This is a genomic window from Cobetia sp. PDI-23MA, from assembly GCF_059507735.1.
The window spans coordinates 2,432,865-2,457,482 of the sequence record NZ_CM183352.1 but is presented as its reverse complement, the minus strand read 5'-3'; the positions used below and the strand labels follow the sequence as shown (position 1 = coordinate 2,457,482).

General features: G+C 61.1%; 22 protein-coding genes. 10 read left to right on the top strand and 12 right to left on the bottom strand.

All coding sequences use genetic code 11. From position 1 onward, the window contains the following. Positions 1 to 419 precede the first annotated feature (419 nt). Entirely contained in the window at positions 420 to 1,652 is a 1,233-nt protein-coding gene (gene zigA / locus AC5WNJ_RS10375) for a zinc metallochaperone GTPase ZigA (RefSeq protein ID WP_176677380.1), read from the top strand. 151 nt (positions 1,653 to 1,803) lie between these two features. On the opposite strand, the gene AC5WNJ_RS10370 is transcribed toward zigA, so the two are convergent. Beyond that, the gene (locus AC5WNJ_RS10370) at positions 1,804 to 2,703 is read right to left on the bottom strand and encodes an EamA family transporter (protein ID WP_176677379.1); all 900 of its coding nucleotides are present in this window, start codon (positions 2,701 to 2,703) and stop codon (positions 1,804 to 1,806) included. Between the two features lie 103 nt (positions 2,704 to 2,806). Between AC5WNJ_RS10370 and AC5WNJ_RS10365 the strand changes: the two genes are divergently transcribed. Then, positions 2,807 to 3,292 (top strand): MarR family winged helix-turn-helix transcriptional regulator, encoded by a 486-nt coding sequence (locus AC5WNJ_RS10365; RefSeq protein ID WP_176677378.1) that lies wholly within the window; start codon positions 2,807 to 2,809, stop codon positions 3,290 to 3,292. Between the two features lie 45 nt (positions 3,293 to 3,337). On the opposite strand, the gene AC5WNJ_RS10360 is transcribed toward AC5WNJ_RS10365, so the two are convergent. Both AC5WNJ_RS10360 and AC5WNJ_RS10355 read right to left on the bottom strand, forming a co-directional pair. Then, a complete protein-coding gene (locus AC5WNJ_RS10360) occupies positions 3,338 to 4,150 on the bottom strand; it encodes a metal ABC transporter permease (RefSeq protein ID WP_495929591.1) in 813 nt (270 codons plus the stop codon). Between the two features lie 29 nt (positions 4,151 to 4,179). Then, positions 4,180 to 5,046 carry a metal ABC transporter ATP-binding protein gene (locus tag AC5WNJ_RS10355; RefSeq protein ID WP_176677376.1) on the bottom strand — a complete coding sequence of 289 codons (867 nt, stop codon included), beginning with the start codon at positions 5,044 to 5,046 and terminating at the stop codon, positions 4,180 to 4,182. A gap of 126 nt (positions 5,047 to 5,172) precedes the next feature. On the opposite strand from AC5WNJ_RS10355, the gene AC5WNJ_RS10350 reads away from it, so the two are divergent. From AC5WNJ_RS10350 to AC5WNJ_RS10325, 6 genes are all read left to right on the top strand, one after another. After that, the gene (locus AC5WNJ_RS10350) at positions 5,173 to 6,159 is read left to right on the top strand and encodes a zinc ABC transporter substrate-binding protein (protein ID WP_176677375.1); all 987 of its coding nucleotides are present in this window, start codon (positions 5,173 to 5,175) and stop codon (positions 6,157 to 6,159) included. An 80-nt stretch (positions 6,160 to 6,239) separates the two neighbouring features. After that, entirely contained in the window at positions 6,240 to 6,668 is a 429-nt protein-coding gene (locus AC5WNJ_RS10345) for a DUF4440 domain-containing protein (protein WP_176677374.1), read from the top strand. Between the two features lie 139 nt (positions 6,669 to 6,807). Beyond that, complete coding sequence (gene folE2, locus AC5WNJ_RS10340; protein ID WP_176677373.1) at positions 6,808 to 7,707, top strand: GTP cyclohydrolase FolE2; 900 nt, start codon at positions 6,808 to 6,810, stop codon at positions 7,705 to 7,707. A 498-nt stretch (positions 7,708 to 8,205) separates the two neighbouring features. Next, positions 8,206 to 9,180: a TRAP transporter substrate-binding protein gene (locus AC5WNJ_RS10335; protein WP_176677372.1), complete on the top strand. Its 975-nt coding sequence runs from the start codon at positions 8,206 to 8,208 to the stop codon at positions 9,178 to 9,180. 3 nt (positions 9,181 to 9,183) lie between these two features. After that, positions 9,184 to 9,813: a TRAP transporter small permease gene (locus AC5WNJ_RS10330; RefSeq protein WP_176677371.1), complete on the top strand. Its 630-nt coding sequence runs from the start codon at positions 9,184 to 9,186 to the stop codon at positions 9,811 to 9,813. Then, positions 9,810 to 11,093 carry a TRAP transporter large permease gene (locus AC5WNJ_RS10325; RefSeq protein ID WP_176677370.1) on the top strand — a complete coding sequence of 428 codons (1,284 nt, stop codon included), beginning with the start codon at positions 9,810 to 9,812 and terminating at the stop codon, positions 11,091 to 11,093. Before AC5WNJ_RS10330 ends, AC5WNJ_RS10325 begins: the two co-directional genes overlap by 4 nt. A gap of 161 nt (positions 11,094 to 11,254) precedes the next feature. Here the strand turns inward: AC5WNJ_RS10325 and AC5WNJ_RS10320 are convergent, their stop codons facing one another. Next, on the bottom strand, positions 11,255 to 12,196 hold the full coding sequence (locus AC5WNJ_RS10320; protein ID WP_495931040.1) for a DMT family transporter: 942 nt from the start codon (positions 12,194 to 12,196) through the stop codon (positions 11,255 to 11,257). A gap of 204 nt (positions 12,197 to 12,400) precedes the next feature. Between AC5WNJ_RS10320 and AC5WNJ_RS10315 the strand changes: the two genes are divergently transcribed. Both AC5WNJ_RS10315 and AC5WNJ_RS10310 read left to right on the top strand, forming a co-directional pair. Beyond that, positions 12,401 to 13,321: a LysR substrate-binding domain-containing protein gene (locus tag AC5WNJ_RS10315; protein WP_176677368.1), complete on the top strand. Its 921-nt coding sequence runs from the start codon at positions 12,401 to 12,403 to the stop codon at positions 13,319 to 13,321. A gap of 338 nt (positions 13,322 to 13,659) precedes the next feature. Continuing rightward, complete coding sequence (locus AC5WNJ_RS10310; protein WP_225346892.1) at positions 13,660 to 14,994, top strand: O-antigen ligase family protein; 1,335 nt, start codon at positions 13,660 to 13,662, stop codon at positions 14,992 to 14,994. A gap of 387 nt (positions 14,995 to 15,381) precedes the next feature. Here the strand turns inward: AC5WNJ_RS10310 and AC5WNJ_RS10305 are convergent, their stop codons facing one another. The 8 genes from AC5WNJ_RS10305 to AC5WNJ_RS10270 all read right to left on the bottom strand — a co-directional run bounded on the left by AC5WNJ_RS10305 (position 15,382) and on the right by AC5WNJ_RS10270 (position 24,600). Next, a complete protein-coding gene (locus tag AC5WNJ_RS10305; protein WP_176678395.1) occupies positions 15,382 to 16,974 on the bottom strand; it encodes an aldehyde dehydrogenase (NADP(+)) in 1,593 nt (530 codons plus the stop codon). Between the two features lie 42 nt (positions 16,975 to 17,016). After that, complete coding sequence (locus AC5WNJ_RS10300; protein WP_176677367.1) at positions 17,017 to 18,087, bottom strand: amidohydrolase family protein; 1,071 nt, start codon at positions 18,085 to 18,087, stop codon at positions 17,017 to 17,019. Between the two features lie 43 nt (positions 18,088 to 18,130). Then, a complete protein-coding gene (locus AC5WNJ_RS10295; RefSeq protein ID WP_495929586.1) occupies positions 18,131 to 19,066 on the bottom strand; it encodes a YncE family protein in 936 nt (311 codons plus the stop codon). Positions 19,067 to 19,167: 101 nt separating this feature from the next. Then, entirely contained in the window at positions 19,168 to 20,226 is a 1,059-nt protein-coding gene (locus AC5WNJ_RS10290) for a TRAP transporter substrate-binding protein (protein ID WP_176677365.1), read from the bottom strand. 130 nt (positions 20,227 to 20,356) lie between these two features. Next, positions 20,357 to 21,637: a TRAP transporter large permease subunit gene (locus AC5WNJ_RS10285; RefSeq protein ID WP_176677364.1), complete on the bottom strand. Its 1,281-nt coding sequence runs from the start codon at positions 21,635 to 21,637 to the stop codon at positions 20,357 to 20,359. Continuing rightward, a complete protein-coding gene (locus AC5WNJ_RS10280; protein WP_176677363.1) occupies positions 21,634 to 22,338 on the bottom strand; it encodes a TRAP transporter small permease subunit in 705 nt (234 codons plus the stop codon). Before AC5WNJ_RS10280 ends, AC5WNJ_RS10285 begins: the two co-directional genes overlap by 4 nt. A gap of 145 nt (positions 22,339 to 22,483) precedes the next feature. Then, positions 22,484 to 23,497 carry a TRAP transporter substrate-binding protein gene (locus AC5WNJ_RS10275; protein WP_495929583.1) on the bottom strand — a complete coding sequence of 338 codons (1,014 nt, stop codon included), beginning with the start codon at positions 23,495 to 23,497 and terminating at the stop codon, positions 22,484 to 22,486. A 77-nt stretch (positions 23,498 to 23,574) separates the two neighbouring features. After that, positions 23,575 to 24,600: an amidohydrolase family protein gene (locus AC5WNJ_RS10270; RefSeq protein WP_176677361.1), complete on the bottom strand. Its 1,026-nt coding sequence runs from the start codon at positions 24,598 to 24,600 to the stop codon at positions 23,575 to 23,577. Positions 24,601 to 24,618: the final 18 nt, after the last annotated feature.

Below are 24,618 nucleotides of genomic sequence, written 5' to 3'. Positions count from 1 at the left end.
GTCATGAAGCACCTCGATTGATCAATAGTGTGGGGCGTCGACGCTGTGGCGCCTGTGACTTGCGCTGTTGTTCGCAAGTCCCTCCTACGCTATCGGGCTTCGTGCTTCTGGGAAGGCAATCTGCAACGGCCTGACGGCCGCACTCCTGCAGTCTGTATGTCATAAGAAGAGCTTGTCGGAAGCTATTGAGGTTTTCGATGTCAAACATGCGTCGTTCGGCGTCAGCGACAAAAAGTGGCTGACCATAATTATGTTATAACGTATCATTTGGTATGTTTGATGATCGAGAATCCAGAGGTCCCCACGTCCAGGCGCTTACCTGACCCTGCCCCAAGCCCTGATCCAGACCCTGCGCCGGCAAGGATGCCTTCACGCGCAAGAGACGTGGCCAAGACCCTATCCTATCGAGGTACCGCCTGATGAATTACCCACAAGTGCCCCTGTCTCAACCCCTGCCAGTGACCGTGCTGTCCGGCTTTCTGGGTGCTGGCAAGACGACGCTGCTCAATCACATCCTCGCCAACCGCGAAGGGCGCCGGGTGGCGGTGATCGTCAATGACATGAGCGAGGTCAACATCGATGCCGCCATGGTGCGTGGCGCGCCCGGTGCGGACAACGAGGTGGCGCTCAATCGTGCCGAGGAGCAGCTGGTCGAGATGAGCAATGGCTGCATCTGCTGCACGCTACGTGAGGACCTGCTCATCGAGGTACGGCGACTGGCCGAGGAAGGGCGCTTCGATTGCCTGGTGATCGAATCCACCGGCATTTCCGAGCCGCTGCCGGTGGCGGAAACCTTCACCTTCGAGGACGAGGACGGCCAGTGCCTCTCCAGTGTCGCGCGTCTCGACACCATGGTTACCGTCGTGGATGGCGCCAACTTTCTCATCCAGTATCGCGAGGCGCAGTCGCTGGCGGAAGCGGGGGAAAGCCTCGGTGAGGACGATGAGCGCAATGTCGCGGATCTGCTGGTCGATCAGATCGAATTCTGTGATGTGCTGTTGATCAGCAAGACGGATTTGCTCGATGCCCCAAAGCTTGCCGAGCTGAGCGCGGTGCTGCGCTCGCTCAACCCAGAGGCCGAGATTCTGCCCATGACGAAGGGCGCCGTGCCGCTTAACAAGGTGCTGGACACTGGCCGCTTCAGCTTCGATCGCGCGCAACAGGCACCGGGCTGGCTGAAGGAGATGCGCGGCGAGCACGTGCCGGAGACCGAGGAATATGGCATCTCGAGCTTCTCCTATCATGCGCGCGTGCCGTTCCATCCCGAGAAATTCCACCAGCTGCTCCACGGAGACTGGTTCGGCGGCAAGCTGCTGCGCTCCAAGGGCTTCTTCTGGCTGGCCACGCGGCCGCAGTTTGCCGGACAGTGGAACCAGGCCGGTGGCATCGCGCACTACGGGTTCGGCGGCATGTTCTGGAAGGCAGTGCCGGAGGTCGAATGGCCAGAAGACCCCGAGTATCTGGAGTCGATCCGGGAAAAATGGCAGGAGCCGTTCGGCGACATGCGCCAGGAGCTGGTATTCATCGGTCAGAACCTGGATGAAGCCCGTATCCGCCAGGCGCTGGACGAGTGCCTGCTCGATGACGCCACGCTGCTGGCGGGCAAGGAAGCTTGGCGTGACCTGCCGGACCCGTTCCCCGCCTGGGAATGAGCAGCGGCACCTGAGTTCCTGATCTGCTGACATTCGCCAAGACACCCCACTGATCCGCAATCAGTGGGGTGTTCTGTTTCTACGTTACTTGCAGAGATGGCCTTCCCGTTAAAGGCCGGCTGCCCATGCACGTCGGGTTTCCCCCGATGGGTCATCGAGTCAACTCATGACGGCTTGGCTGAGCGCTACGTCGCTTGAGCGATACCCAGAGGGGAAATGTCAGGGCAGAAGCGATGCAGAAAGTGCCAAGCCATTGAAGGGGCCCGAACGACTCGCCCATCCACACAAAACCCAGCACCGTTGCCGTCAGCGGGCTGAAGATACCCAGCAGTGATGCGGAGAAGGCGGGCAATCGCTGGATGCCGGCAAACCAGAGGCCATAGCCGAGCACTCCACCCGGCAGGATCAGGTAGCCATAGCCCAGCAGATGTTGCGGCTCGAGATTGGTCGGAATACCTTCCGACCAGGCGGCCAGGGGCAGCAACAGCAGTCCGCCGAAGATCAATTGCCAGCCCGTCAGGCTCAATTGACTGACGTCGGGCGGACGTTGCCAGCGCTTGCTGAGTACGATGCCGGCGGCCATCGAGACAGCACCGAGCAGCGCGATCCCGACCCCTGTCATGTCCAGCCCACCTTGACCGGGATTGAGCAGCAGCACCACTCCGACCATGCCCAGTCCACACTGCATTGCGGCTGTCATGCTGAAGCCTGTCCCCAGCCACCAGCGGCTCAGCAGTAGAACCCACACCGACTGACTTGCCAGCAGTAAGGCGGCCATGCTGCCGGGGATGCGGTAGGCAGCGGCAAACAGGCAGGTAAAGAAGAGTCCGATATTGAGAGTGCCCAGCACCATGGCCTTCACCCACCCCCCTCCCGACAAGGTCTGTCGAGTCCAGAGCAGAATCAGCAGTCCCGCGGGAAGGGCGCGAATGGTGGCTGCGGTGAGTGGGGTGTCGGCAGGGAGAAGGGTCTGTGTCACCAGGTAAGTACTTCCCCATATGACCGGGGCCGTGGCGGTCATGGCGAGAACCTTCAGGTGTGAAGATGGCATATTTGTCTCTCCTTAAAGTATCTTTCTAAAAAGATAGGTGTGAGAGTACTCGCAAAGCCGTCGTCATTAAAGTATCTTTTTGGAAAGATAACTGGGAGGTTTCATGATGACAGATGCTGTGGATCGCATTCTTGCGCAGTGGGAGAAGGCTCGCCCCGATCTGGATTGCCGGCCGATGGGCATATTCGGGCGTATCAGCCGGGCAAGTCGCGTGTTTGGCTCGAGGATGGAGCAGGTATTCGAGAAGGAGGGCCTGTCGACTGTCGAGTTCGACATCCTGGCGACGCTACGACGTTCACAGGCGCCATTGACCCCGACTCAGCTGTATCAGACGTTGATGCTCTCTTCCGGTGCCATGAGCACGCGGATAGATCAGCTGGTGAAGCGAGGGTTGTTGCAGCGCCAGGCCAGTGATGAGGATCGGCGCAGCAATCGCGTCGCGCTGACGGAAGCAGGGCGTCATCTGATCGACTCCACTCTGGAAGCGCATGTCGAGAATCAGCACCGGATGGCGAGTGCGCTGGACAGCGATGAGCAACATCAGCTTGCCTGTCTGCTGCGCAAGCTGATGACTGATGAACAACGCTAGCTATCGTGCAGCACCCATCGGGCCTCTGTGCGGGCATGCACCAGGTCACCCTCGAGCAGACGCTTCGCTGCCCCTCTGAGAGACAAGGCGTGAGATGCGTGCCGCTGCAGTGCTCAGGGCAAACAGCAGGGTGGCGAGGCACACGATGGTGGGGCCGGTGGGCGTATCCAGCCAGTAAGCCGCCTGCAGTCCGCCGGTGGTGGAGACTCCGCCGATGATGGCGGCGGCGATCGCCATCAGCTCCGGGGTGTGACAGAAGCGGCGCGCCGTGGCCGCCGGGATGATCAGCAGTGCGGTGATCAACAGCGCACCGACCACCTTCAATGCAACCGCGACCACCACGGCCAGCGACAGTGTCAGCACCAGCTGCTCGCGTCGCGGGTTGATGCCGCTGGCACGCGCCAGGTCCTCATTCAGGGTGGCAGTGAGCAACGCCGACCAGCGCCAGTAGATGAGGCCGATGACCAACACGCCACCTGCGGCGATGATTGCGAGGTCTGTCTTGCTGACCGCCAGGATATCGCCGAACAGATAGGCCATCAGGTCAATGCGTACGCCGGGCAGGAAGGAGACGGCCACCAGGCCGAAGGCGAGTGCGGAGTGCGCCATCACGCCAAGCAGGGTGTCCATGGCGTAGCCGCGTCCGCTGAGCAGCGTGACCAGTGTCGCCATGATCAGCGAGACGACGAGCACGCCGGCCAGAATCGAGGTGGACATCAAGAGCGACAGCGCCACGCCGAGGATCGCGGCATGGGCCGTGGCGTCGCCGAAATAGGCCATGCGTCGCCAGACGACGAAACAGCCCAGCGGCGCTGCCGCAAGCGCCACTAATATCCCGGCCAGGGCGGCGCGGAGCATGAAGTCATCCAGTATCAGTCCCTCCAACATCAGTGACATCCCTCTGCGTTCGGTGCAATGAGCTGGAGCGCTGGTTCCCGGCGCTGCGCTGTTTGCTTGAGCACAGGCTTGGCTGCAGGCGCGGGTGCAGGTCCGGATGAGGGCCGACAGGTGGGCGCAGCGTAAGCAGGCGAGTGGGTGCGAGAGTCAGAGTGATCGTGTGAATGCTCATGGCGATAGAAGGCCAGGGCATCAGCGGTATCGAGCCCGAACAGATCCTGGTAGGCCGGTGAGGCCATGACACGCTCAGGCGTGCCCTGACAGCAGACGTGGCCATGCAGGCAGACGACACGGTCGGAGGCGCGCATCACCACATGCAGCTCGTGACTGACCATCAGTACCCCGCAGCCGAGGGTGTGGCGGACGCGATCGATCTGACGGTAGAAGTCCGCGATGCCACGGTGATCCAGCCCTTGGGTTGCCTCATCGAGCAGCAATATATCGGGCGAATCCATCAGGGCACGGGCCAGCAGAATACGCTGGAATTGCCCCCCCGAGAGGTCGGCGATCTGCTGTTGCTCGACGCCGGGGATGCCGGCCTGCGCCAGGGCATTTGCCACCGCCGCGCGCGAATGGCGATGGGGCAGATTCAGGAAACGCACCACCGTCATCGGCAGTGTCGGGTCCAGGCTCAGGCGCTGGGGGACGTAGCCAATTCTGCAGCCTTGTTGACGATATATCCGCCCGCTCGTCGGGGACACCGCCCCGATGATGCTGCGAAGCAACGTGGACTTGCCTGAGCCATTGGGGCCTACCAGGGTAACGATTTCGCCGCGCTCAACCTCGAGATCGATCGCATCGAGGATACGATGCCTGCCGAGCGTGACACACAGATTCTTGATCGATAACAGCGACATGGGGACCTCTTGGCGCTGAAGAGTTGACGGGTCAGTAACCATTAATGTTATGTTATAACATATTGAGTCTGGTCACTGCAGCCTTCGATCTTCCTTCCGCGATATCGCCTCTATTGGAGAACCGCCATGCGCCATCGGTTACTGCCTTCCCTCTCTCTGCCCCTGATGCTGGCACCTGCCGTGGCAGTGGCCGAGGTGCCATCGGTCCCGGTGGACATCCCCCCGGTGCACTCACTGGTGGCACGTGTCATGGGGGAGCTGGGCAGCCCCGATCTGGTCATCCAGTCAGGCGCTTCACCGCATGGCTATTCCATGCGTCCCTCCGAGGCCAGGGCACTGTCCGATGCGGATGTGGTGTTCTTCGTCAGTGATGAGCTGACGCCCTGGCTTGCCAAGGCGCGTGCGTCGCTGGCCGCGGAGGCCGATGCCGTCGAGTTGATGGAGGTGCCGGGCACCCTGCACCTGACCTATCGTTCGGGCCCCACCTTCGAGGCGCATCATCACGCTGATGAAGCCTCTTCCGCGCATGGCGAAGAGCACGACGAGCATGGTGGCCACGAAGCCCATGCGGATCACGACGAGCATGGTCATGACGGCGAGAATCCCCATGGCTGGCTGGACCCGGTGAATGCTCACACCTGGCTGGGCGCCATTGCGGAGTCACTGGCAGCACAGGACCCGGAGCACGCGGCGACCTATCGCAGCAATGCCCAGGTGGGGCAGCAGGAGCTCGAGGCGCTGACCGAGTCACTGTCAGCGCGTCTGGCTCAGGTGCAGGGCACTCGCTACATCGTCTTCCATGATGCCTATCAGTACTTCGAGCACCGCTTCGACGTGCCGGCGTCTGGTGCCATCTCGCTGGGCGATGCCTCCACCCCCAGCCCGGCCCGCGTAAAGGAGATCCAGGCGCGCGTCAAGCAGGACGACATCCAGTGCGTCTTCCGAGAGCCACAGTACAACCCGGCGTTGATCGAGAGCGTCTTCGAGGGAACTGGCGTCAAGACCTCCATCGTCTTCGAGCCGCTGGGTGTGGGGCTGCCGCTGGGCGAGACGCTGTATCCGCAGCTGATCGAGCGCCTGGGACAGGGCATCCTGCGGTGTGCCGACGCCTGATCGCTCCGTGACAAATCGACGGGGGCGCTGTCGGCCCCCGTCTTTCCTCAAGAGCCTCATCCTCAAGGGAGAGCCACCGCATGCCCCACCCGACATCGCCACCGCTGAGTGAGCGTGACGCAGAGTTCTGCATCAATGCCGCGACGCGCACGCTGGAGCGCTGGGCGATTGCCGTCACTCGCGGGGAGAAGGAGACGCTTCTCTCGCTGTATGCAGAGGACGCGATCCTGGTGCCGACGGTCGCCGATGATGTGCGTGAGAATCGCCAGCAACGACAGGCCTACTTCGATGGCTTTCTCGCCAATGAAGCGCTGGCCTGCGAGTTGGGAGAGTACTCACCCCGAGTCAGTCGCAAGCTGGGTACCGTCGTGATTGGAGGGCACTACACCTTCGAATATCGCGCCGCTGACGAGACGGTCACGATTCCGGCCCGTTTTCTGTTCACCTTCGAGGAGATCCTCGGTGAGTGGAAGATCACCGGTCATCATTCCTCGCGACTGGCGGGATGATTCTGCGCTGACGACGAGCCGTCCGCGCTCTGCTCTTCACCTCTCCTGATACACCCCACACTTCGGCTGAGCTCAGTGCCGCCTTCCTGCATCCTGAGGGAGGCGGTCACTGACGAGGGCCGCTTTGGATATCTGACGAATGACCGCAATACTCCCCGACGTTTCCCTGACCGAGCGCTCGCGCTCCTTGAGTCCCCTGGAATGGGTGGGCATGCAGGGGATTGATCTGCCTGTACTCATCGAGGAGGGCGATTATCGCCGTGAATTGCATGCCCACGTGGATGCGCAGGTCGACCTGCCGATGCCGCATACCAAGGGCATTCACATGTCGCGCCTTTACCGCCTGCTGGATGGGCTGGCGGAGGGCGAGCCACTGACCCCGGGCAATCTGCAGGACGTGCTCGCCGCGATGGTGGCAAGCCATCACGACTGCGCCTCGCGCAATACCCGCGTCAGGCTGGAATTCGCGCTGCTGGTGAAGCGTCCGGCACTAGTCACACCGCAACTCTCTGGCTGGAAGTCCTACCCCGTCACGCTGGAGGCCAGTCTGCGCGAGGACAGCTTCACGCTGCAGGCCAGTGTCACGGTGGGGTATTCCTCCACCTGTCCGTGCTCGGCGGCCCTGTCGCGCCAGCTGATCGAGCAGGCATTCCTGGCGGCTCATCGCAATGACACCACACTGACGCCTGAGCAGGTCGCCGAGTGGCTCACCCATAACGCCACTCTGGCCACGCCCCACAGTCAGCGTAGCGAAGCGCAGGTCCAGATCGAGCTGAAGCCCACGGCGCAGGATCTGGGGCTGATCGCGCTGATCGATGTCATCGAACAGGCCGTGGCCACGCCGGTCCAGACGGCCGTGAAACGCGCCGACGAGCAAGCCTTCGCGGCGCTCAATGGCCAGAATCTGATGTTCGTTGAAGACGCCGCACGCAGGTTGATCAATGGCCTGGCGATCTCAGACGGCGAGGCGCATGTGCATGTACGGCATATCGAAAGCCTTCACCCGCATGACGCCGTGGCCTGGGGTCGCCGCGACTGAGTGACGCCGTGGCTGAGTGACGCCCAGCCGCACTCTTGCCTGGCGCTCAAGCCGGGTTCTCCAGCCTCATTCGCCCGTTCTGCCCTTTTTCGAGAGGTTGGCGTCTCTGATCTACATGCATGCTCCGCCGAGGAAATCGGCGGGGCTTTTGGTTTTGCAGAGCTGAAAAAACGCCAGACACCGCTGCTGACGATAGCAGACGGATGATGTCGGTATGTGGTTTGCCATCCAGTCCAGATGAGGCCGGGGAAGGGGGATTGTTGCGTATTTCGCTAGACAAAGGTCTATTTCTGCTGCGGTGTGATTGACCGGTGCGGCAGTGGGCGACTAAGTTTTGCTTCATCTGGTATGGTTTGCAGTCCACTTTAGGGAGTGGAATATGAACGTCACGCACGTGAGTCAGTCTCGCCAACACAGACTCAGGTCCGGAGCGATCAAGCGGCAAGCCAGCCCCGATACGTCCATACCCCACAACAGAACAATCAAAGGGATTCGACAATGAAGCGAGCCATGCTTGCCGCCACGCTGTTAGCCGCCGCCTTGGGTACCACCACTGCGCATGCCGAGAAGATCGTGTTTGCCATCGGCGGTAGCCCCAACAGTCTGCAGGGCCAGACTGCGCAACATTTCGCCGATAGCCTGCAGGCACGACTCGGGGATGAGCATCAGGTCGAGTACTACCACAGTGGCCAGCTGGGCGATGAGCGCCAGCTGATCCAGAAGCTGCGCCTCGGCACGGTCGATCTGGCCGCGATTTCCTCGGTGATGTCGTCCGTCTCGCCAAGCTTTGCACTATTTGACATGCCGTTCATGGTCAAGGATCGCGAGCATCTCAAGCGCATCGATGACGAGATCGTGATGACGGACCTGGCCGAGGATGCCAAGGCCAAGGGCCTCAAGCTGGTCTCCACCTGGGAGAACGGCTTCCGCCAGATCACCAACAATGAACATCCCGTGGTGGATCCGAAAGACCTGGACGGGCTGAAGCTGCGCACCCCGCAGAGCGAATGGCGTACCGGCATGTTCACGGCGTGGGGTGCCAATCCGACACCGATGGCCTTCTCGGAGGTCTTCGTGGCACTCCAGACCGGGGTGGTCGATGGCCAGGAGAACCCGCTGTCCAACATCGATGGCGCCAAGTTCCAGGAGGTCCAGAAGTACCTGTCACTCTCCAATCATGTCTATTCGCCCATCTGGCTGACCAGCAGTCAGGCCGGCTGGGGCAAGATGCCCGAGGACGTGAAGGCCGCGATTGCCGAGGTGTCCGCCGAGACCCAGAGCTGGGCCTTCGCCAAGGGGGCAGAACTGGATGACAAGCTGCTGGCGAGCCTGAAGGCGGGCGGCATGGCCGTCAATGAGGTGGATCGGGATGCCTTCGTCACCGCGAGTGCGCCGGTCTATCAGGCGTTCTCCGACAAGGTCGACGGTGGTCAGGCGATGGTCGACCGGGCCATGGCACTGGCCAAGGAGTAAGTCATGAGCTCGCATTCCCATGCGGCCAAGGCAACCTTCCCCACCGAGAGTGGGGAAGGACTGACGGCCACGGCTGGTGTGACCCTGCTGGACAGAGTCAACAAGGTGGTGGAACGCTGCCTGGAAGTGTTCACCGTCGGGTTGCTGCTCTCGCTGACGGTGATCGTGTTGGCGGCGGTGGCCTTGCGTACCTTCGGGGGCTCCTTGCCCTGGTATGACGAGGTCGCCTCGATCAATCTGGCCTGGCTCAGCTTCTATGGCGCTGGCCTGGCGGCTCTGAAGCGATCCCATATGGGCTTCCCTGGTCTGATCACCAAGGCGCCCATCGCACTGCGCAGTGCACTGTTCATTACCTCTGAGCTAATCGTGATCGGGTTCTTCGCCGTGGTGGGCTGGTTCGGCTATCAGGTGCTTGACGTGCTGGCCTGGGACTCCCTCATCGCCTTGCCGGCCATCGGTCTGGACGTCACCCAGTCGGTGATTCCGATCAGTGCGGCGCTCTTCATACTGTGTGAACTGCTGAGTCTGCCTCATGCCTGGCGCAAGATGTGTGCAGGCGTCAACAGTGAAGAGGAAGAGATCGCGGAAGCCATCCGTCTGGCCGAGCAAGACCTCAAGGAGCACCGTTCATGACGTTACTGATCATTATCGCGGCGCTGTTCGCACTGGTGTTGATCAACGTGCCCATTGCGGTCGCCATCGGCACCGTCGGGGTCGTCGGAGTGGTGATCTTCATGGGCGTGGACGCGCTGGTGAACGTGCCACTGACGCTCTTCAATGGCGCCACCAAGTTCCCGCTGATCGCAATTCCGCTGTTCATTCTGGCCGGCGCGCTGATGAATACCTCGGGCATCTCCATGCGACTGATCAACCTCGTCACGGCCATGGTCGGATTCGTGCGCGGTGGCCTGGCGATGGTCAATGTCGGGGTATCGCTGTTCTTCGCCGAGATTTCCGGCTCCGCGGTGGCCGATGTGGCCGCGACGGGTTCGGTGCTGATTCCCGAGATGAAGAAGCGCAAGTACACGCCGCAGTTCTCGGCGGCGATCACGTCGTCTTCGGCGTCGCTTGCCATCATCATTCCGCCGTCGCTGTCGATGATTCTCTACGGGGCCATCGCGGACACGTCCATCGTCAAGCTGTTCGTCGCCGGCATCATTCCGGGGATTCTGGGTGGTCTGGGGCTGGCGATGCTCTGCTACTACTACGCCCGCAAGTACAACATGCCGCGTGAGGCTGCCTTCTCGCTGTCGACACTCGGCAAGGCGTTTCGCGAGGCCTTCTGGGCCCTGACGCTGCCGGTCATCATTCTGGGCGGTATCTTCGGTGGCTTCGTGACCGCCACCGAAGGCGCGGGCATCGCCGTGCTGGCGGCGCTGGTGATCGGGGGGCTGGTCTATCGTGAGCTGAACCTGCAGGTGCTGTACCGCGCGGTGATCGATGGCGTGATCCAGACCTCCGTCGTGATGCTGCTGGTCGCCACATCTGCGGTGCTGGGGCTGTTCCTGACCGAGATGCAGTTGCCGCAACAGCTGGCCCAGGAGATCACCGCGATCACCACGGACCCGGTGGCGGTGCTGGCGTTGCTCAACATCCTGCTGCTCCTGCTCGGCATGTTCCTGCATGGTGCCGCTGCCATCATTCTGGTGGTACCGATCGTGATGCCATTGATCCAGCAGATCGGCATCGACCCCATCCACTTCGGTCTGATCCTGACCCTCAATCTGGCCATCGGTCAGCAGACGCCGCCCGTGGCCTCGGTACTGGCCACCTCATGCTCCATCGCCAAGACGGACATGTGGGAAACCACCAAGGTCAATCTTCCGATGATCTTCGTGCTCTTCCTGGTGCTGATGCTGGTCACCTACGTGCCGGCGATTCCCATGAGTCTTGTCGAGCACTTCTATGGTTGATAGCTATGTCTGAGAGATAAGGTTGAGAGGGCAGTGGTGGAGACTGCCCGCCAGACACGCCAAGGCCGCCCTTTGAGGCGGCCTTGGCGTGTCTGAAATAGGCGAGTGAAATGTGCGGGGAATGACCATCGGCCAGGCCAGGCCTCATCAGGTGGGGTATTTCACTGCTCTGATCCCGTAACAGGTACGCCACCCACAGCCTTTCGAGGGCCGGACACACGCTGCTCGGCGCGCAGCGTCCACATTACACCGCCGAGAATCAACAGCATGCCCAGCATTTCGTTGCTCTGCGGCCATTGCCAGGCAAGCAGATATCCGTAGAGCAACGCACAGCAGGTCTCGAAGACGATCATCTGTCCGCCTACCGACACCGGCAGGCGCTGGGCCGACGAATTCCACAGGGCATTGGCGATCCAGGAGCCCCCGACCGACATGAACAGGGCTGCGGCAGCGAAGGCCAGCCAGCGCTCAGACGAGAGCTCCAGCGGCAATATTCGCGGCTGCAAGACGGCGACCAGCACAAGAATCATCACTGCCACGACCCCGGTCGCGATGCCTTGCAGGGTGGACCACTCTCGCGCGGAAAAACGACCGGCCTTGAGTTGCTGGGCATTGCGCAACGCGAACCATGCCCAGGACATCACGCCGAGCGAGCCACACAGCACGCCGATCAGGTCTCGCCACTCTCCCGCGCCTTGAAGGAAGCGAAGCAGAACAGGCACGTTCATGCAGATGATTCCCACCCCGATCAGCGTCAGGGACAGGCTCACGGACAGGCGGCTCGCCTGAATATGGCGTCTCCCGATCAACATCACCGCCACCGGCACCAGCCCGTTGATCAATGCCGCGATGGCCACGCCGGCATATTGGACGGCCGCCGTCAGCAAGATGAAATATGCCACATTGCCTGTCAGCGCCAACTCCAGCAGCAAGCGGGTATCGCGCGTAGTGAGGCGAGCAGACAGGCGGCGAGCATGGGGTAACGCTATCGCCGCGGCAAACAGTCCGTAGAGTCCAAAACGCGCGCAGCTGATGACCACTGGATGGATGTCACCAAGCAGTGATGGCAACACGATGACGCCTCCCCAGAGGGCGCCTGCCATGCCAGCATGGACTATTGCTTTCTTCATGATGAGTCGCCCTTGTCTTGATCAAGGGGCCACTCTAATGCGTTACTTTGTGATCAAGCAGCGACTTTGCCGCATCCAGCCATTCCGTCAAGGAATGTGCGGCGAGAGAGCTGCCTAGAGCCATCCGCGCGAGCGCAATGACGAACACAGACACAATTCCAAATACAGGGAGCCACCATGGCAGGACGTTTCCGCCATCTTCCCTCACTGGAGGGACTTGCAGCCTTCGAGTCCGTGAGTCGCTTGGGAAGCTTCACCCGTGCCGCCGATGAGCTGTGCCTGACCCAGAGCGCCATCAGCAAGCAGATTCGCGCGCTGGAAGCGTCACTTGGCACGCCGCTGTTCGTGCGCAAGGCGCGTGGTGTCACGCTTTCCAAGGCGGGAATGCTCTACCAAAAGGACATTTTCCCGGCGCTGCAAGGGCTCGAGATGGCCGGACAGCGCCTGCGCGCACTGCAGCACCCTGACACCGTCAGCGTGCTGGCAACGCATGCCGTCTCCCAGTACTGGCTGTTCCCTTGCCTTTTGAGCTTCAGCGCCGAGCACCCCGAGATTACCGTGCACATCCATGCCAGCAACGAGATGGATGCCAGCATGGTGCCGGACCATGATCTCGCGATCCTCTATGGCGACGGCGAATGGCCAGCGCTGAGTGCTACGCCGCTGATTCACGAAGATATCTATCCGGTGGCGCGCCCGGATGTGATCAAGGAGCAGGGACTTTCGCTGGAAGAGCTGGCCCAGCGCCCGCTGATTCAGCTGGACTCCTCGTGGAACTGCATGGACTGGTCTCACTGGTTCGCCCATTTCGGTATTCGCTACCGCCCGCCCAAGTCAGACATCACCTTCAATCAGCTGACGCTGACCTTCGCCGCCATCCAGCGAGGTGCCGGCATCGGACTGGCGTGGGACTTCATGGCGGCGGACGCCATCGCCAAGGGCGAGCTGATTCGTGTCACGGATCATCGCGCGATCACCGGCCTCGCGGAGCATCTCGTGTTTGATCTCGATCGACCGCTCTTGGCCTCCGCGCGACTGTTCCGGGATTGGCTGATCGCCAAGGCTGGGGAGGGCGGTGTGACAGGGCAGAATGTCTGAGCAGAAGGGCTGAACGTGATGGGTTCAGAGGGTCCCGGGACCTCACCGGGCTTTCAAGTAAGCCGAGCGCAGGGAGGGATATATGCCGAGAGTGACCACTGAAGCGCTGATCAAAGTGATATTCAGGTTTTACTAAAGTATATGTTTCAAGGGTAGAAGCATTGGTCCGAGGTTGATGTCTAGCCCATGCCTGGTAGTTCATTCCTCGAGATAGGCTTCCTGTAAGGAACACAAGATTTCGTCAACTCACTGCATCGGGAATCTGGAATATAGGCGATAAAACAATATTTTTGTTGTAATATATCGTTTTTCATCCTGTCTGGAGATGGCAAGCGAGCATGATGGTTACAAATAAGTGGGACGAAGGGGCAGGTTGGAAAAGTCCTGGATGGTTGCTGCTCATCGGAGTGGCGTCATTGATGGTGTATACGTTTTTCAATATTCCCGCTGGCGATATCGCCAAGCCAGCAGAAACCTTGTTGGCGTTTTCTGGTTTGATCGCATTTTGTATCTGGGGAAAAGGTTTCCGTCTTCCTGTACTGCTATTGCTTGGGGCAGTCGTAACGGTGCAGTTGATTTCATGGTGGGCGGGATTGTCACACCACCCGCAGTGGATGGATTCATCTCCTCGACTGGCGCTTCTCGCCAAGTTGTTCATATTCATCAGCGTAGCTTGGTGGCTACGCGGTAGTACGCGAAATACGCTACTTCTCTGGGGTGTAGCAGCAACTGGCTTTTTATTGACTACCTTTTTTCTGGCGCCACCGAATGATGAAAACTGGATAACAGGACTATCCGGTGAGAGAGCTGATTTTGGTATACGTAACGCGCAACATTCCGCAATGTTCTTTGGTACCTTGTTATTGGGACTAGTAGCATTTTCTAAACGTATCTGCCAGCAGGGGAGTCGCCAAGGGGTGCGCATTACCTTATGGGGGATGGCACTGATTATCGCGCTGGCAGGTATTGTCGTTGGTCAAACGCGGGCAGTTTGGATTGGTACTATAGTATCACTTGGCTTAGGGTTGTCGGTCTGGGGTGGCTTTGTCGTAATGCGTCGTGGTGTCCGCCAATTCTTGAAATACCTATCAATGTTTTTGGCTGCATTAGCCTTGTTGATGGTAGTGTTTGGACTAGGCTTGGGGGATTCTCTTGAAAAGCGTGTCAATAAAGAAAGTGATGTGATAACCCAAGTATTGAAGGGCGAGTTGACCCAAATCCCGTATACCAGCGTTGGTATCAGGGTCAATAGCTGGATCGCGGCAAGCGAATGGATCGCTGAGCGCCCGCTGACAGGCTGGGGAGCAAAAGGCAAAAGTCTTGTGATGCGCGAGACAGCCTGGATTCCTGAAAAAGTGGCGAAGAAATATGGCCATCTACATAATTTCTTCATGGAGACGTGGGTAGCCTATGGCCTATTGGGTGTGCTGGCCATAGCTGCATTAATGATATGGATCGGTCGTGCGACCTGGTTGGCTTGGCGCGCAGGAGTCATGCCAAGTGATATGGCTTTCTTTGGAATGATATTCTTCGTTTTCTGGATGATCATCAACCAGTTTGAATCCTATGAGTCTATGTGGACTGGGTTGTATATCCACAACATTGTTGTTGGCGGCCTGGTAACTCATTACTGGCGTTGGCGCCATGAGCAGCAGAAGCAGATTGAACACTAACCTGCTACGTTCCTGAAATATCAGAATATTGCAAATATTACGCACCGCTACAGCAATGAATACTCAAGCCCCATGCAGATTTCACTGCGTGGGGTTTTTTCTTTATGGAAGGCCTCTGGAGCGAAAGAGTATCACTACTCCAGATGCTATTGTCTCGCCGTAACGGGAAATACGATAGGCTCTGATAGAGTCTCAGGCTGGCATAGCTACGGCTGGTACGAGTTGGCTTGGAGCTCATGTAACGGATAGAAGACAGTCACCCTTATGCGTTGCCACTCGGAAAGAGCGGCTGGCTTATCACCTCCAGCCGCTCACATTCCATTTATCTATTCGATGGTCATTGGGTAGGAAAGCTGCTGCAAGTACTCCAAGTTCAGTCGATGTGCTTCATTGAGCTTCTCGCCCCTCCCGCACTCCATCCACCAGTCGGCTGATGCCGGAGGTCGCGTCGTGCTTGAGCTCCGGTGGCAGCAGGGCATCCGGCAGGTCCTGATAGCAGACCGGGCGCAGGAAGCGGTGAATCGCGGCGGTGCCGACTGAGGTGGTGCGACTGTCGGAGGTGGCGGGCCAGGGGCCACCGTGGACCATGGCGTCACAGACTTCGACCCCTGTCGGCCAGCCATTGACGAGGATGCGTCCAGCGCGACGTTCCAGCACCGGCAGCAGCTGACGTACGGCATCGTGATCGGCGTCATTCAGGTGCAGAGTTGCGGTCAGCTGGCCCTCCAGCGCGCTGCAGACCTGCTTGAGCTGAGCGAGATCATCGCATTCGATGATCAATGAGCTGGAGCCGAAGACTTCGGCCTGCATGGCCTCATTAGCCAGGAAGTCACTCGCCTGAGTGCTGAACAGCTGGGTCTGGCAGGGGCTAGCGATGGGAGAGTCGCTTTCGCCACTGGCCAGGCAGGTGATGCCGGGCTGTGAGGACAGGCTTGCCACGCCCTCGGCATAAGCCTTGTGGATGCCCGGCGTCAGCATGGTCTGCACCGGACTTGCCTTGATGGCGGGAATGGCGGCTTGCTTGAAGCGCTCCAGTGCTTCGCCCTTGACGGCCAGCACCAGCCCCGGGTTGGTGCAGAACTGACCGGCGCCCATGTTGAGCGAGCCGACGAATGCGCTGCCCAGCGCTTCGCCGCGGGCTTCCAGTGCGGCCGGCATCAGGATGACCGGGTTGATGCTGCTCATTTCGGCATAGACCGGAATCGGCTGTGGGCGCGCCTGAGCGAGAGCCAGCAGGGCGGTGCCGCCACTGCGCGATCCGGTAAAGCCGACCGCCTGGATCTCGGGATGCTTGACCAGCGCCTGGCCGACCTCATTGCCCGGGCCAAATAGTAGTGAGAAGACACCTTCCGGCATGTCGCAACGCTTGGCGGCGCGCGCCACGGCCTGGCCGACCAGTTCCGAGGTGCCCGGGTGAGCCGAGTGCCCCTTGACCACCACCGGGCAGCCTGCGGCCAGCGCGGAAGCGGTATCGCCACCGGCCACCGAGAAGGCCAACGGGAAGTTGCTGGCCCCGAAGACGGCCACTGGGCCCAGCGGGATCTGACGCTGGCGCAGGTCGGCACGCGGCAGGGGCGCACGCTCCGGCAGCGCAGGGTCGACGCGCACATCCTGCCACTCACCGCGGCGCAGTACCTTGGCAAACAGCTTGAGCTGTCCGCAGGTGCGGCCGCGTTCACCGTTCAGGCGTGCCTCGGGCAGGCCGGTCTCCTGCATGGCGCGCTGGGTCAGGGTATCGCCCAGTGCATTGATTTCCTCGGCGATGGTCTCGAGGAAGATGGCTCTCGCGTCGGTCGATGTAGCGCGATAGGCATCGAAGGCCTGACTGGCCAGCTGGCAGGCCTCTTCCACCGTGCTCGCGTTGGCACCCGGATAGGCAGGCTCCAGACGCTCACCCGTGGCCGGATTGATGGCGTGGATCGCCTCGCCCTGAGCGGCGAAGCTGCGTTGTCCGATAAGCTGATGACCGTTGAGTGACATCATGTCTTCTCCTTGATAAGTGAAGCCCTGAGGCAGGTTGAGTCAGGCCGTGGGTGTCTTGTGGGTTGCAGTAAAGGTCGTAGTAGAGGTCGTAATAGAGGTTGCGGTGGAGCTGGTTACAGCAGCAGCGTCCGTAGGCGATGCGATAGCGGTAATCGGTAGCCGATACCAGTGGATGGCGTTGTCGTGGAGCACCTTGTCGAGGGTGTTCTGGCGCAGATCGGCGCTCGTCGTTTGTTCAATGGCGCTAGTCACCAGCGCTAGCCAGTCGCCATAGCTGACCTTGAGGCCGGAGACCGGAAAGTTGCTGGCGAACAGGCAGCGCTGGACACCGAAGATATCCAGCACTTCACACAGCAGCTCTCGATTGGCGTCGGCATCCCAGGCATGCCAGGGCGTGCCCAATTCCGACAGCTTGACGGCGACATTCGGGTTATCGGCAAGCTCCCGCATGCCTGCGCGCCATTGGGCGAGTCCTTGCGGCGTGCGATCCCACGGCAGCCCGCTGTGGTTGAGGATGACGCGCAAGCCGGGGAAGTCCGCAAGCGTCGCGGCTGCCTCTTCAAGATGCCAGGCGGGCACGCGCAGGTCCCAGCTCAGGTCATGCTCCGTGAGCAGCGCCAGTCCCTCGCACCAGCGCGGGTCCTGCAGACTGCCGCTGGCGCCCACCACCGACTGGCGGGTCTGGGGCGTGGCGGCGGTGACTGGTTTGGCGCGCACGCCGCGAAACAGCGGCGATTCACGCTGAGCGTCCAGCTGAGTGGCGCACTCGTCAGTGCCGAAGGCGGCCCAGCCGACATGCGCGCTGGGTAGTGCATGAGTGGCCTGCTGTCGGGTGATCCAGCGCGTCTCTTCCAGTGCCTGCGAGCGTGCGGCCTCGGCTTCACAGTGCACACTGCCCACCAGCCGGAAGCCCTCAGGCACCAGGCGCTTCAAGTCCGTGGCCATAAAGGGCCGGCGGATCGTGGCGTAATCGCCGAGAAAGAAGTTCTCCACCGGCGACTCTTCCAGCCAGGGGTACGCCACCTGGCCATCCAGGGCCCAGAAGTGATGGTGCGCATCGATCAGCGGCTGACTGTGTGAAGGCTCGTGCCTGAGTGTGGTATCCGTCATGACTGGCTCGTATTCTGGTTGGAAGCATCAAGTGCCGATTGACTCAGTGGTCACGCACCAGCAGGCAGGACACGTCCGGCTCGGCGCGTGTCGCGAAGCTTCTGCGTACCTGGCCGCTCTCCAGATCCAGCACCGCGATGCGATCGTCCTTGAGCGAGACGAAGGCTTTCTCGCCATCGGGGTGGAAGCTCATCGCGATGGGAATCGCCTCAAGCTGGATGGTGCCCAGCGGCGCCAGCGCCTCATCGAACAATGACAGCGAGCTTTCCCCGTAATTGGTGGTGATCAGGCGCCCCTTGGGGTCACGGTAGATGCGGTTGGGATCTCGACCGGTGGTCGCCGAGGCGCGCACGGTCATCGATTCGGTATCCACCGCCACGATGCTGTCGTCATCGCGGTTACTGATGAACAGGGTGCGGCCATCGGCGGACAGACTGTTGCCCTCGGGCTTGCGGCCCGGAATCATCGCGATGGGCGTGAAGGTGGCATCGTGAGGTTTGAACTTGGTGATGGTATTGCTGAGCAGATTGATGCCGTAGGCCCAGTCGCCGGCCTTGGTGAGCGCGAACAGGTGCGTCTTGTAGCCACCAGAGGACACGGCCAGATCCGGCGTGGTCTGGGTCAGGGGCGTGTTGAACAGCAGCAGGGTGTTGTGGCCTTCGCTCATGGCGTAGAGGCGGTCCTGGTCATCGATGCCCAGACCGTGGATACGATAGTAAGGCCAGGTGCTGAGCGTATTGATCAGCGTGAAGGTCTCGAGATCGACCACGAATACCGAGCAGCCGCCCTGGTCGCCGATACAGTCGGCACCGAGGATGCCGTAGTGACCCACGAAGGCGTAGCGGCCGGTGGAATCCACCACGAACTCATGCGGGTAATCCGGCAGGCGCAGGTGGTGGAGTTCCTCGCCGCTGGTGGCGTCGAACAGGCTCAGGGTGTGTGCGCATTTCTGGTTGAGCAGCAGAACATCTCGGGACATGACATTTCTCCAATCAGCGAGGGTGCCGTCAGGGCCTGGTTATCAAGGACTTGTGCCCTCGCTGGGGTGACAGATAAGCAAGGCGATAGAACGGATGGGCGTTACTGCGTCACGGCGGCCGTGGTCTTCTGCGTGCCTTGCGGTTCGGCTTTGTCATCGACATCGACATCGACATCGGCGCTGGCCTGGCTGGCGCCCTGGATGGCATCGATCCAGTCGCGACCATTGGCGGCGATATAGCTGTCCCAGGTCGGCAGCACGACCTTCTGGAAGGCGGCGGTATCGACATCGGTCTCGATCTTCATGCCCTTGTCGGCCAGTTCAGCGAGAATCTTCTGCTCGTTCTTCGCGTTCAGTTCACGCTGATAATCGCCGGCCTCCCGCGCCGCGCTTACCAGTACCTGCTGATATTCTGGTGACAGGCTTTCGAACTTGTCGTCGTTCATCACCATCAGCAGTGAGGTGTAGGCCTGATTGGTCAATGACAGGTAGTCCTGGACCTCATAGAAGCCCGCCGACCAGACGATGCTGATCGGGTGGTCCTGCGCGTCGACCGTGCCGGTTTCCATCGCGGTGTAGAGCTCGCCCAGCGGCATCGGCACCGGATTCGCACCCAGCAACGAGAAGGCCTCGATCAGCGACTTGTTGGAGTTGGTGCGCATCACCAGGCCGTCGACATCGGCGGGCGTCTTGATCGGGTGTTTGGAGTTGGTCATCGCGCGGAAGCCGACCTCCCAGAAGGCCAGGCCCTTGAGGTTGTCTTCCTTGAGCAGAGCCAGGGCATCGTCGCCGACCTTGCCGTCTAGCACCTGATAGGCCGTCTTGCGGTCCGGGAAGATGTAGGGCAGATCGAAGGCGCCCAGCGCCGGCTGCAGACCTGCGAAGTTGGGGTTGCCGGACATCTCGATATCGATGGTGCCGCTGCGCACGCCGGCGATCATCTGCTGGTCGCCCCCGAGCACACCATTGCCGAAGATGTTGACGGTGATCTCGCCATCCGTACCTTCCTTGACCAGCTCGGCGAAGCGCTCCGCCGCCTGCTGCTGGGTATCGGTGGTCGGGGCGGCGTGGGCCAGCTTGAGCGTCATCTGGGCATGGGCAGCACTCAGAGGGGCGATCAACAGCAGGCTGGCGAGGGTCGTCTTGATCATGGGTGTCATTGAATGGCTCTCTTGTTGTCTTTGTGGGCGGCTGTCTTAGTGGGCGACTGTCTAAGCAAGTGGCGTGTCGTTGGCGTCTTGCCTTCTTTCAGTCTTCCTTTGTGGCTTCGTGGTTGTGGTTGCCACGGGGTCAGTCGGTCATCCAGTAAAGCGGCGCGGTGATGATCTGCGGGAAGGCAATGAACAGCAGCAGAATCACCACATAGGCGAGGGCGAAGGGCGCGACGCCACTGACCGCCTTCTCGAACTTGAGGTTGCCGACGCTGGTGATCACGTTGAGCACGTTGCCGACCGGCGGGGTGATCAGGCCGATGGCGCAGTTGAGGACGAACATGATCCCGAAGTAGACCGGGTCGATGCCGGCCAGCTTGACGATGGGCATCAGGATTGGCGTGAGCACCAGAATGGTCGGCGTCAGGTCCATCACCATGCCGACCACCAGCACGATACCCATGATGGCTAGCATCAGGATGCGCGGATCATCGGCGAGCGGCTGCAGCAGGCCGGCCACCATCAGCGGCAGCTGGGCGATGCTGATCAGCCAGGAGGCGACCATCGCCGCAGCGACCAGGAACATCACGATGGCGGTGCTGCGGGCAGCCTGGGCGAGCACGGCGTAGAGCTGGCTGAGGTCGAGTTCGCGGTAGACCACGGTGGCGACGAAGATGGCGTAGACCGCCGCGACCACACCGGCCTCCGTCGGGGTGAAGATGCCGCTCTTGATGCCGCCGATGATGATGACCGGCAGCATGATGGCCCAGAAGCTGTCCTTGAGTGCCTTGAGGCGTTCACGCCCGCTGGCCTTCTTCGTGACCACCAGATCTTCCTTGCGGGTCATGAACAGCCACATCACTACCAGGGTCACGCCCATGATCAGGCCCGGCACGATGCCGGCGAGGAACAGCTTGCCGATGGAGATGCCACCGGCGACCCCGATGATGATCAGCGGAATGGAGGGCGGAATGATCGGCGCGATGATCCCACCGGCGGCCATCAGGCCGGAGGAGCGGCCCAGCGGGTAGCCGGCCTTGCGCATCATCGGCAGCAGCATGCTGGCCAGCGCCGCGGTATCGGCGACGGCGGAACCGGACAGGCTGGCCATGACGATGGCGGCGAAGATGGCGACGAAGCCGAGCCCGCCCTTGCGGTGGCCCACCAGTGACATCGCCAGTGTGACGATGCGTTGGGAAAGCCCGCCGCGCGACATCACTTCGCCGGCGGTGAGGAAGAAGGGAATGGCCAGCAGGGTGTAGCTATCGGCGCCATTGACCAGGTTCTGGGCCAGGATCTGCGAGTTGAACAGATCCAAATGCAGCATCAATACGATGGCACTGACCAGCAGGGCGAAGGCGATGGGGAGGCTCAGGCCGATGGCGGCCAGCAGGGAGCCGAGGAAGAGCCCGATGGTCATGGCGTATCTCCTTGCGAATCAGAGGCGTGGCTCGGCGCGACGCGCGGCGTGACAGCATGCAGTGCCAGCGGCGTCAGCAGACGCCAGAGCAGAATCAGCGACATCAGCACGCCTGCCATCAGGCCGGCGAGATAGAAGACGCCGACCGGAATGCCGCTGATGGGAGAGAGGTTGTTCCAGTTGAGCACCGTCTGGGCATAGCTGCCCTTGAGCAGCATCAGGCAGCAGCCGAGCATCGCCAGGGTCACCAGCCGATCAAGCCCTGCGCGCATGGCCGCAGGCAGCTTGTCGACGAAGGTATTGACGCTTAGGTGCTCCTGGCGGATCAGCGCCGTGACCGCACCCATGAAGGTGACCCACACGAACAGGAAGCGGGACAGTTCGACACTGATCGAGATGCCGCTGTTGAAGCCGTAGCGCAGCACCACATTGACGAACACCAGTACGATCATCGCCACCAGCGCCAGCACCATCAGCAGGGTCAGGGTCTTCTCGAGTCCCTTGAACAGCGCCGTGATGCCGACGGCAATGTTCGAGTGGGCGGCCGTGTCCTGCGGGGCTGTCTTTTCCTGCACAGTTGTCTTGTCCTGCGGAGCTGCCTTGTTCTGCTCGGCGCCAGCGGCCTTGCGGGACTCGGCGTGCGTGGCAGAGGGCGGTTTGATCGACATGGATAACGGCATCTCTTGGGTCAGTTTGTTCATGGTGTCATCCCCGAGGGAGGCATCTCGATGACGGTGCGGCAGCGCTGTCATTGCGCCCCTCTGGTTGCAGCGAAAAGGGCGCTGCCGCGTGTCGGTGGCTGGGACTGATGTCAGGGGCTGATGACACAGGCGCTGATGAAAGTGTTCAGCGCGCGTCGGCCAGGGCGGTCTGGAACTGCGTCACCACGTCTGCGTCAAGCGCCTGGGTGTGCTGCTCGATCACCGGTGCCAGGGCCTCACGCATGCGCTGGCGCTCACTGTCCGCGACCACGTTGACGGCCATCTTCTTCTCAAGGGCACTCAGCAATTCCTCGTTCAGGGCGCGGCTCTGTTCGCGCTGATAGAGCGTGGCTTCACGGGCGGCCTCGCGGACCAGCTGGCGCTGCGCCTCATCGAGTGACTGCATGAAGCCTGCCGAGGCGACCAGCACCAGGGCGTCATAGGCATGCGCGGTGCGCGAGAGGTACTTCTGGACCTCGAAGAAGCGCTTGGCGTCGATCACGGTGTAGGGGTTTTCCTGGCCATCCACCGTGCGGGTCTCCATGGCGGTAAACAGCTCATTGACCGCCATGGGCACGGCATTGGCATTCAGCCCATTGAAGAGGTCGATGTAGAGCGCGTTCTGCATGGTGCGAATCTTGAGGCCTTCGATGTCCTCGAGCGTCTCTATGGGGCGGCGGCTGTTGGTCATGTGACGGAAGCCGTTTTCCCAGTACTCGAGTGCCACTAGCTGCTTGTCATCGAGGCTTGCGAGCAGGGCTCGGCCAGCCTCGCCATCCAGCACCGCGTCCGCATGTGTACTGTCATCGAACTGGAAGGGCAGGCTGACGATGTTGAAGTCAGGATTGAGACTGCTGAGGGTCGCGGTGGACGGTACGGTGAAATCCAGGGTCCCGGACTGCAGCATCGAGGTCATGTTGACGTCGTTGCCCAGAATGCCGTTGGAGAACACCTTGACGGTGATCTCGCCGTCGGATCTTTCCTCGATGAGTTGTGCGAACTTCTTGGCCCCCAGCGTCTGGGGGTGGGCATCCGGCAGACTGGTGCCCATGCGCGCGGTGATCTCGGCGTGGGCAGTGGTCGCGAAGGTCAGCATCAGTCCCAGCGCGGAGACTGTCTTGATCAGAGCTTTATGGGACAGGGCGTGGCGGGTAAGCATGGCGAATTCCTTGCAAGTTGTTGTTATAGAGGCTGTCGTTGTGGCAATCGCTGTCGTGGCGGTCGTCGTCATTCCGGTCAGGCGGTAGCGTTCAAGCGGTAGCGGCGCACGGCGTTGTCGCAGAACAGCTTGAGGCGGTGTTCGGGACTCAAGGAGCGGCTGAGGTCCTTGAATGCCTGCAGCAGCGTATCGAGTGAGGTCACCAGCCCATCGACCGGGAAGTTGCTGGCGAACATCACGCGGTGGACCCCGAAATGGCGCAGCACGATGGCAAAGACCTCACGGTTGTCTTCCAGCCGCCAGGGCTGACCCACGATGCCGAGCCCCGAGAACTTGATCATCACCTGGGGCCAGGCGGCGACCTTGGCGAGGGCCCGTGACCACTGACGCAGGGTGTCGGGATGACGATCACCGGGCACGCCGGCGTGATTGATCACCACCGGCATCTCGGGGTGGCGGCCCAGCAGTGGCAACAGTTCCTCGAGGTGCCACCAGGGCACCTGCAGCTCGAAGATCAGCCCGCGACGCGCGACTTCACTGACGCCGTACTGATAACGCGGGCAGCGCAGCGAGCCGGGCATGGTGTGGGTGGCAAGCCTCGGATCATGACGTTCCAGCGCGGCCGGCTTGTGTCGAATGCCCATGACCAGGCTGCCACGGGGGGAACGTGGCTCACACAGCGTTGCGAGTTGCTCGGCGATGTCGTCCTGATCCAGCCAGGCCTGGGCGATCATGGCATTCGGCCAGCCGGTCTCGCGGGCAGTCTCCTCGACCCAGCGCACTTCCTTGAGCGCATCGCCCCGCGCCCATTCCGCTTCCATGTAGACGCAGCCCATCACGCGATGCGCCTTTCCCGCTGCCATGAGGTGCTCGGCGGGCAGGTAGGGGCGACGAATCGCGGCATAGTCGCCGTAGCGGAAGGGAATCATCGGCTCATCGCACAGCCAGGGGTGGTAATTGCGCGTCGGGTCCCAGACATGCATGTGGGCATCGATGATCGGCAGATCTTCATCCTGCTGCGTGGCCAGATAGCGCTCGCGTTGCTCGCCCAGTTCGGCAAGAGACGCAGTCATCACCGGGGATTGGAGTGAGTCAGAGAGCATGGCGAGCTTCCTTCCAGT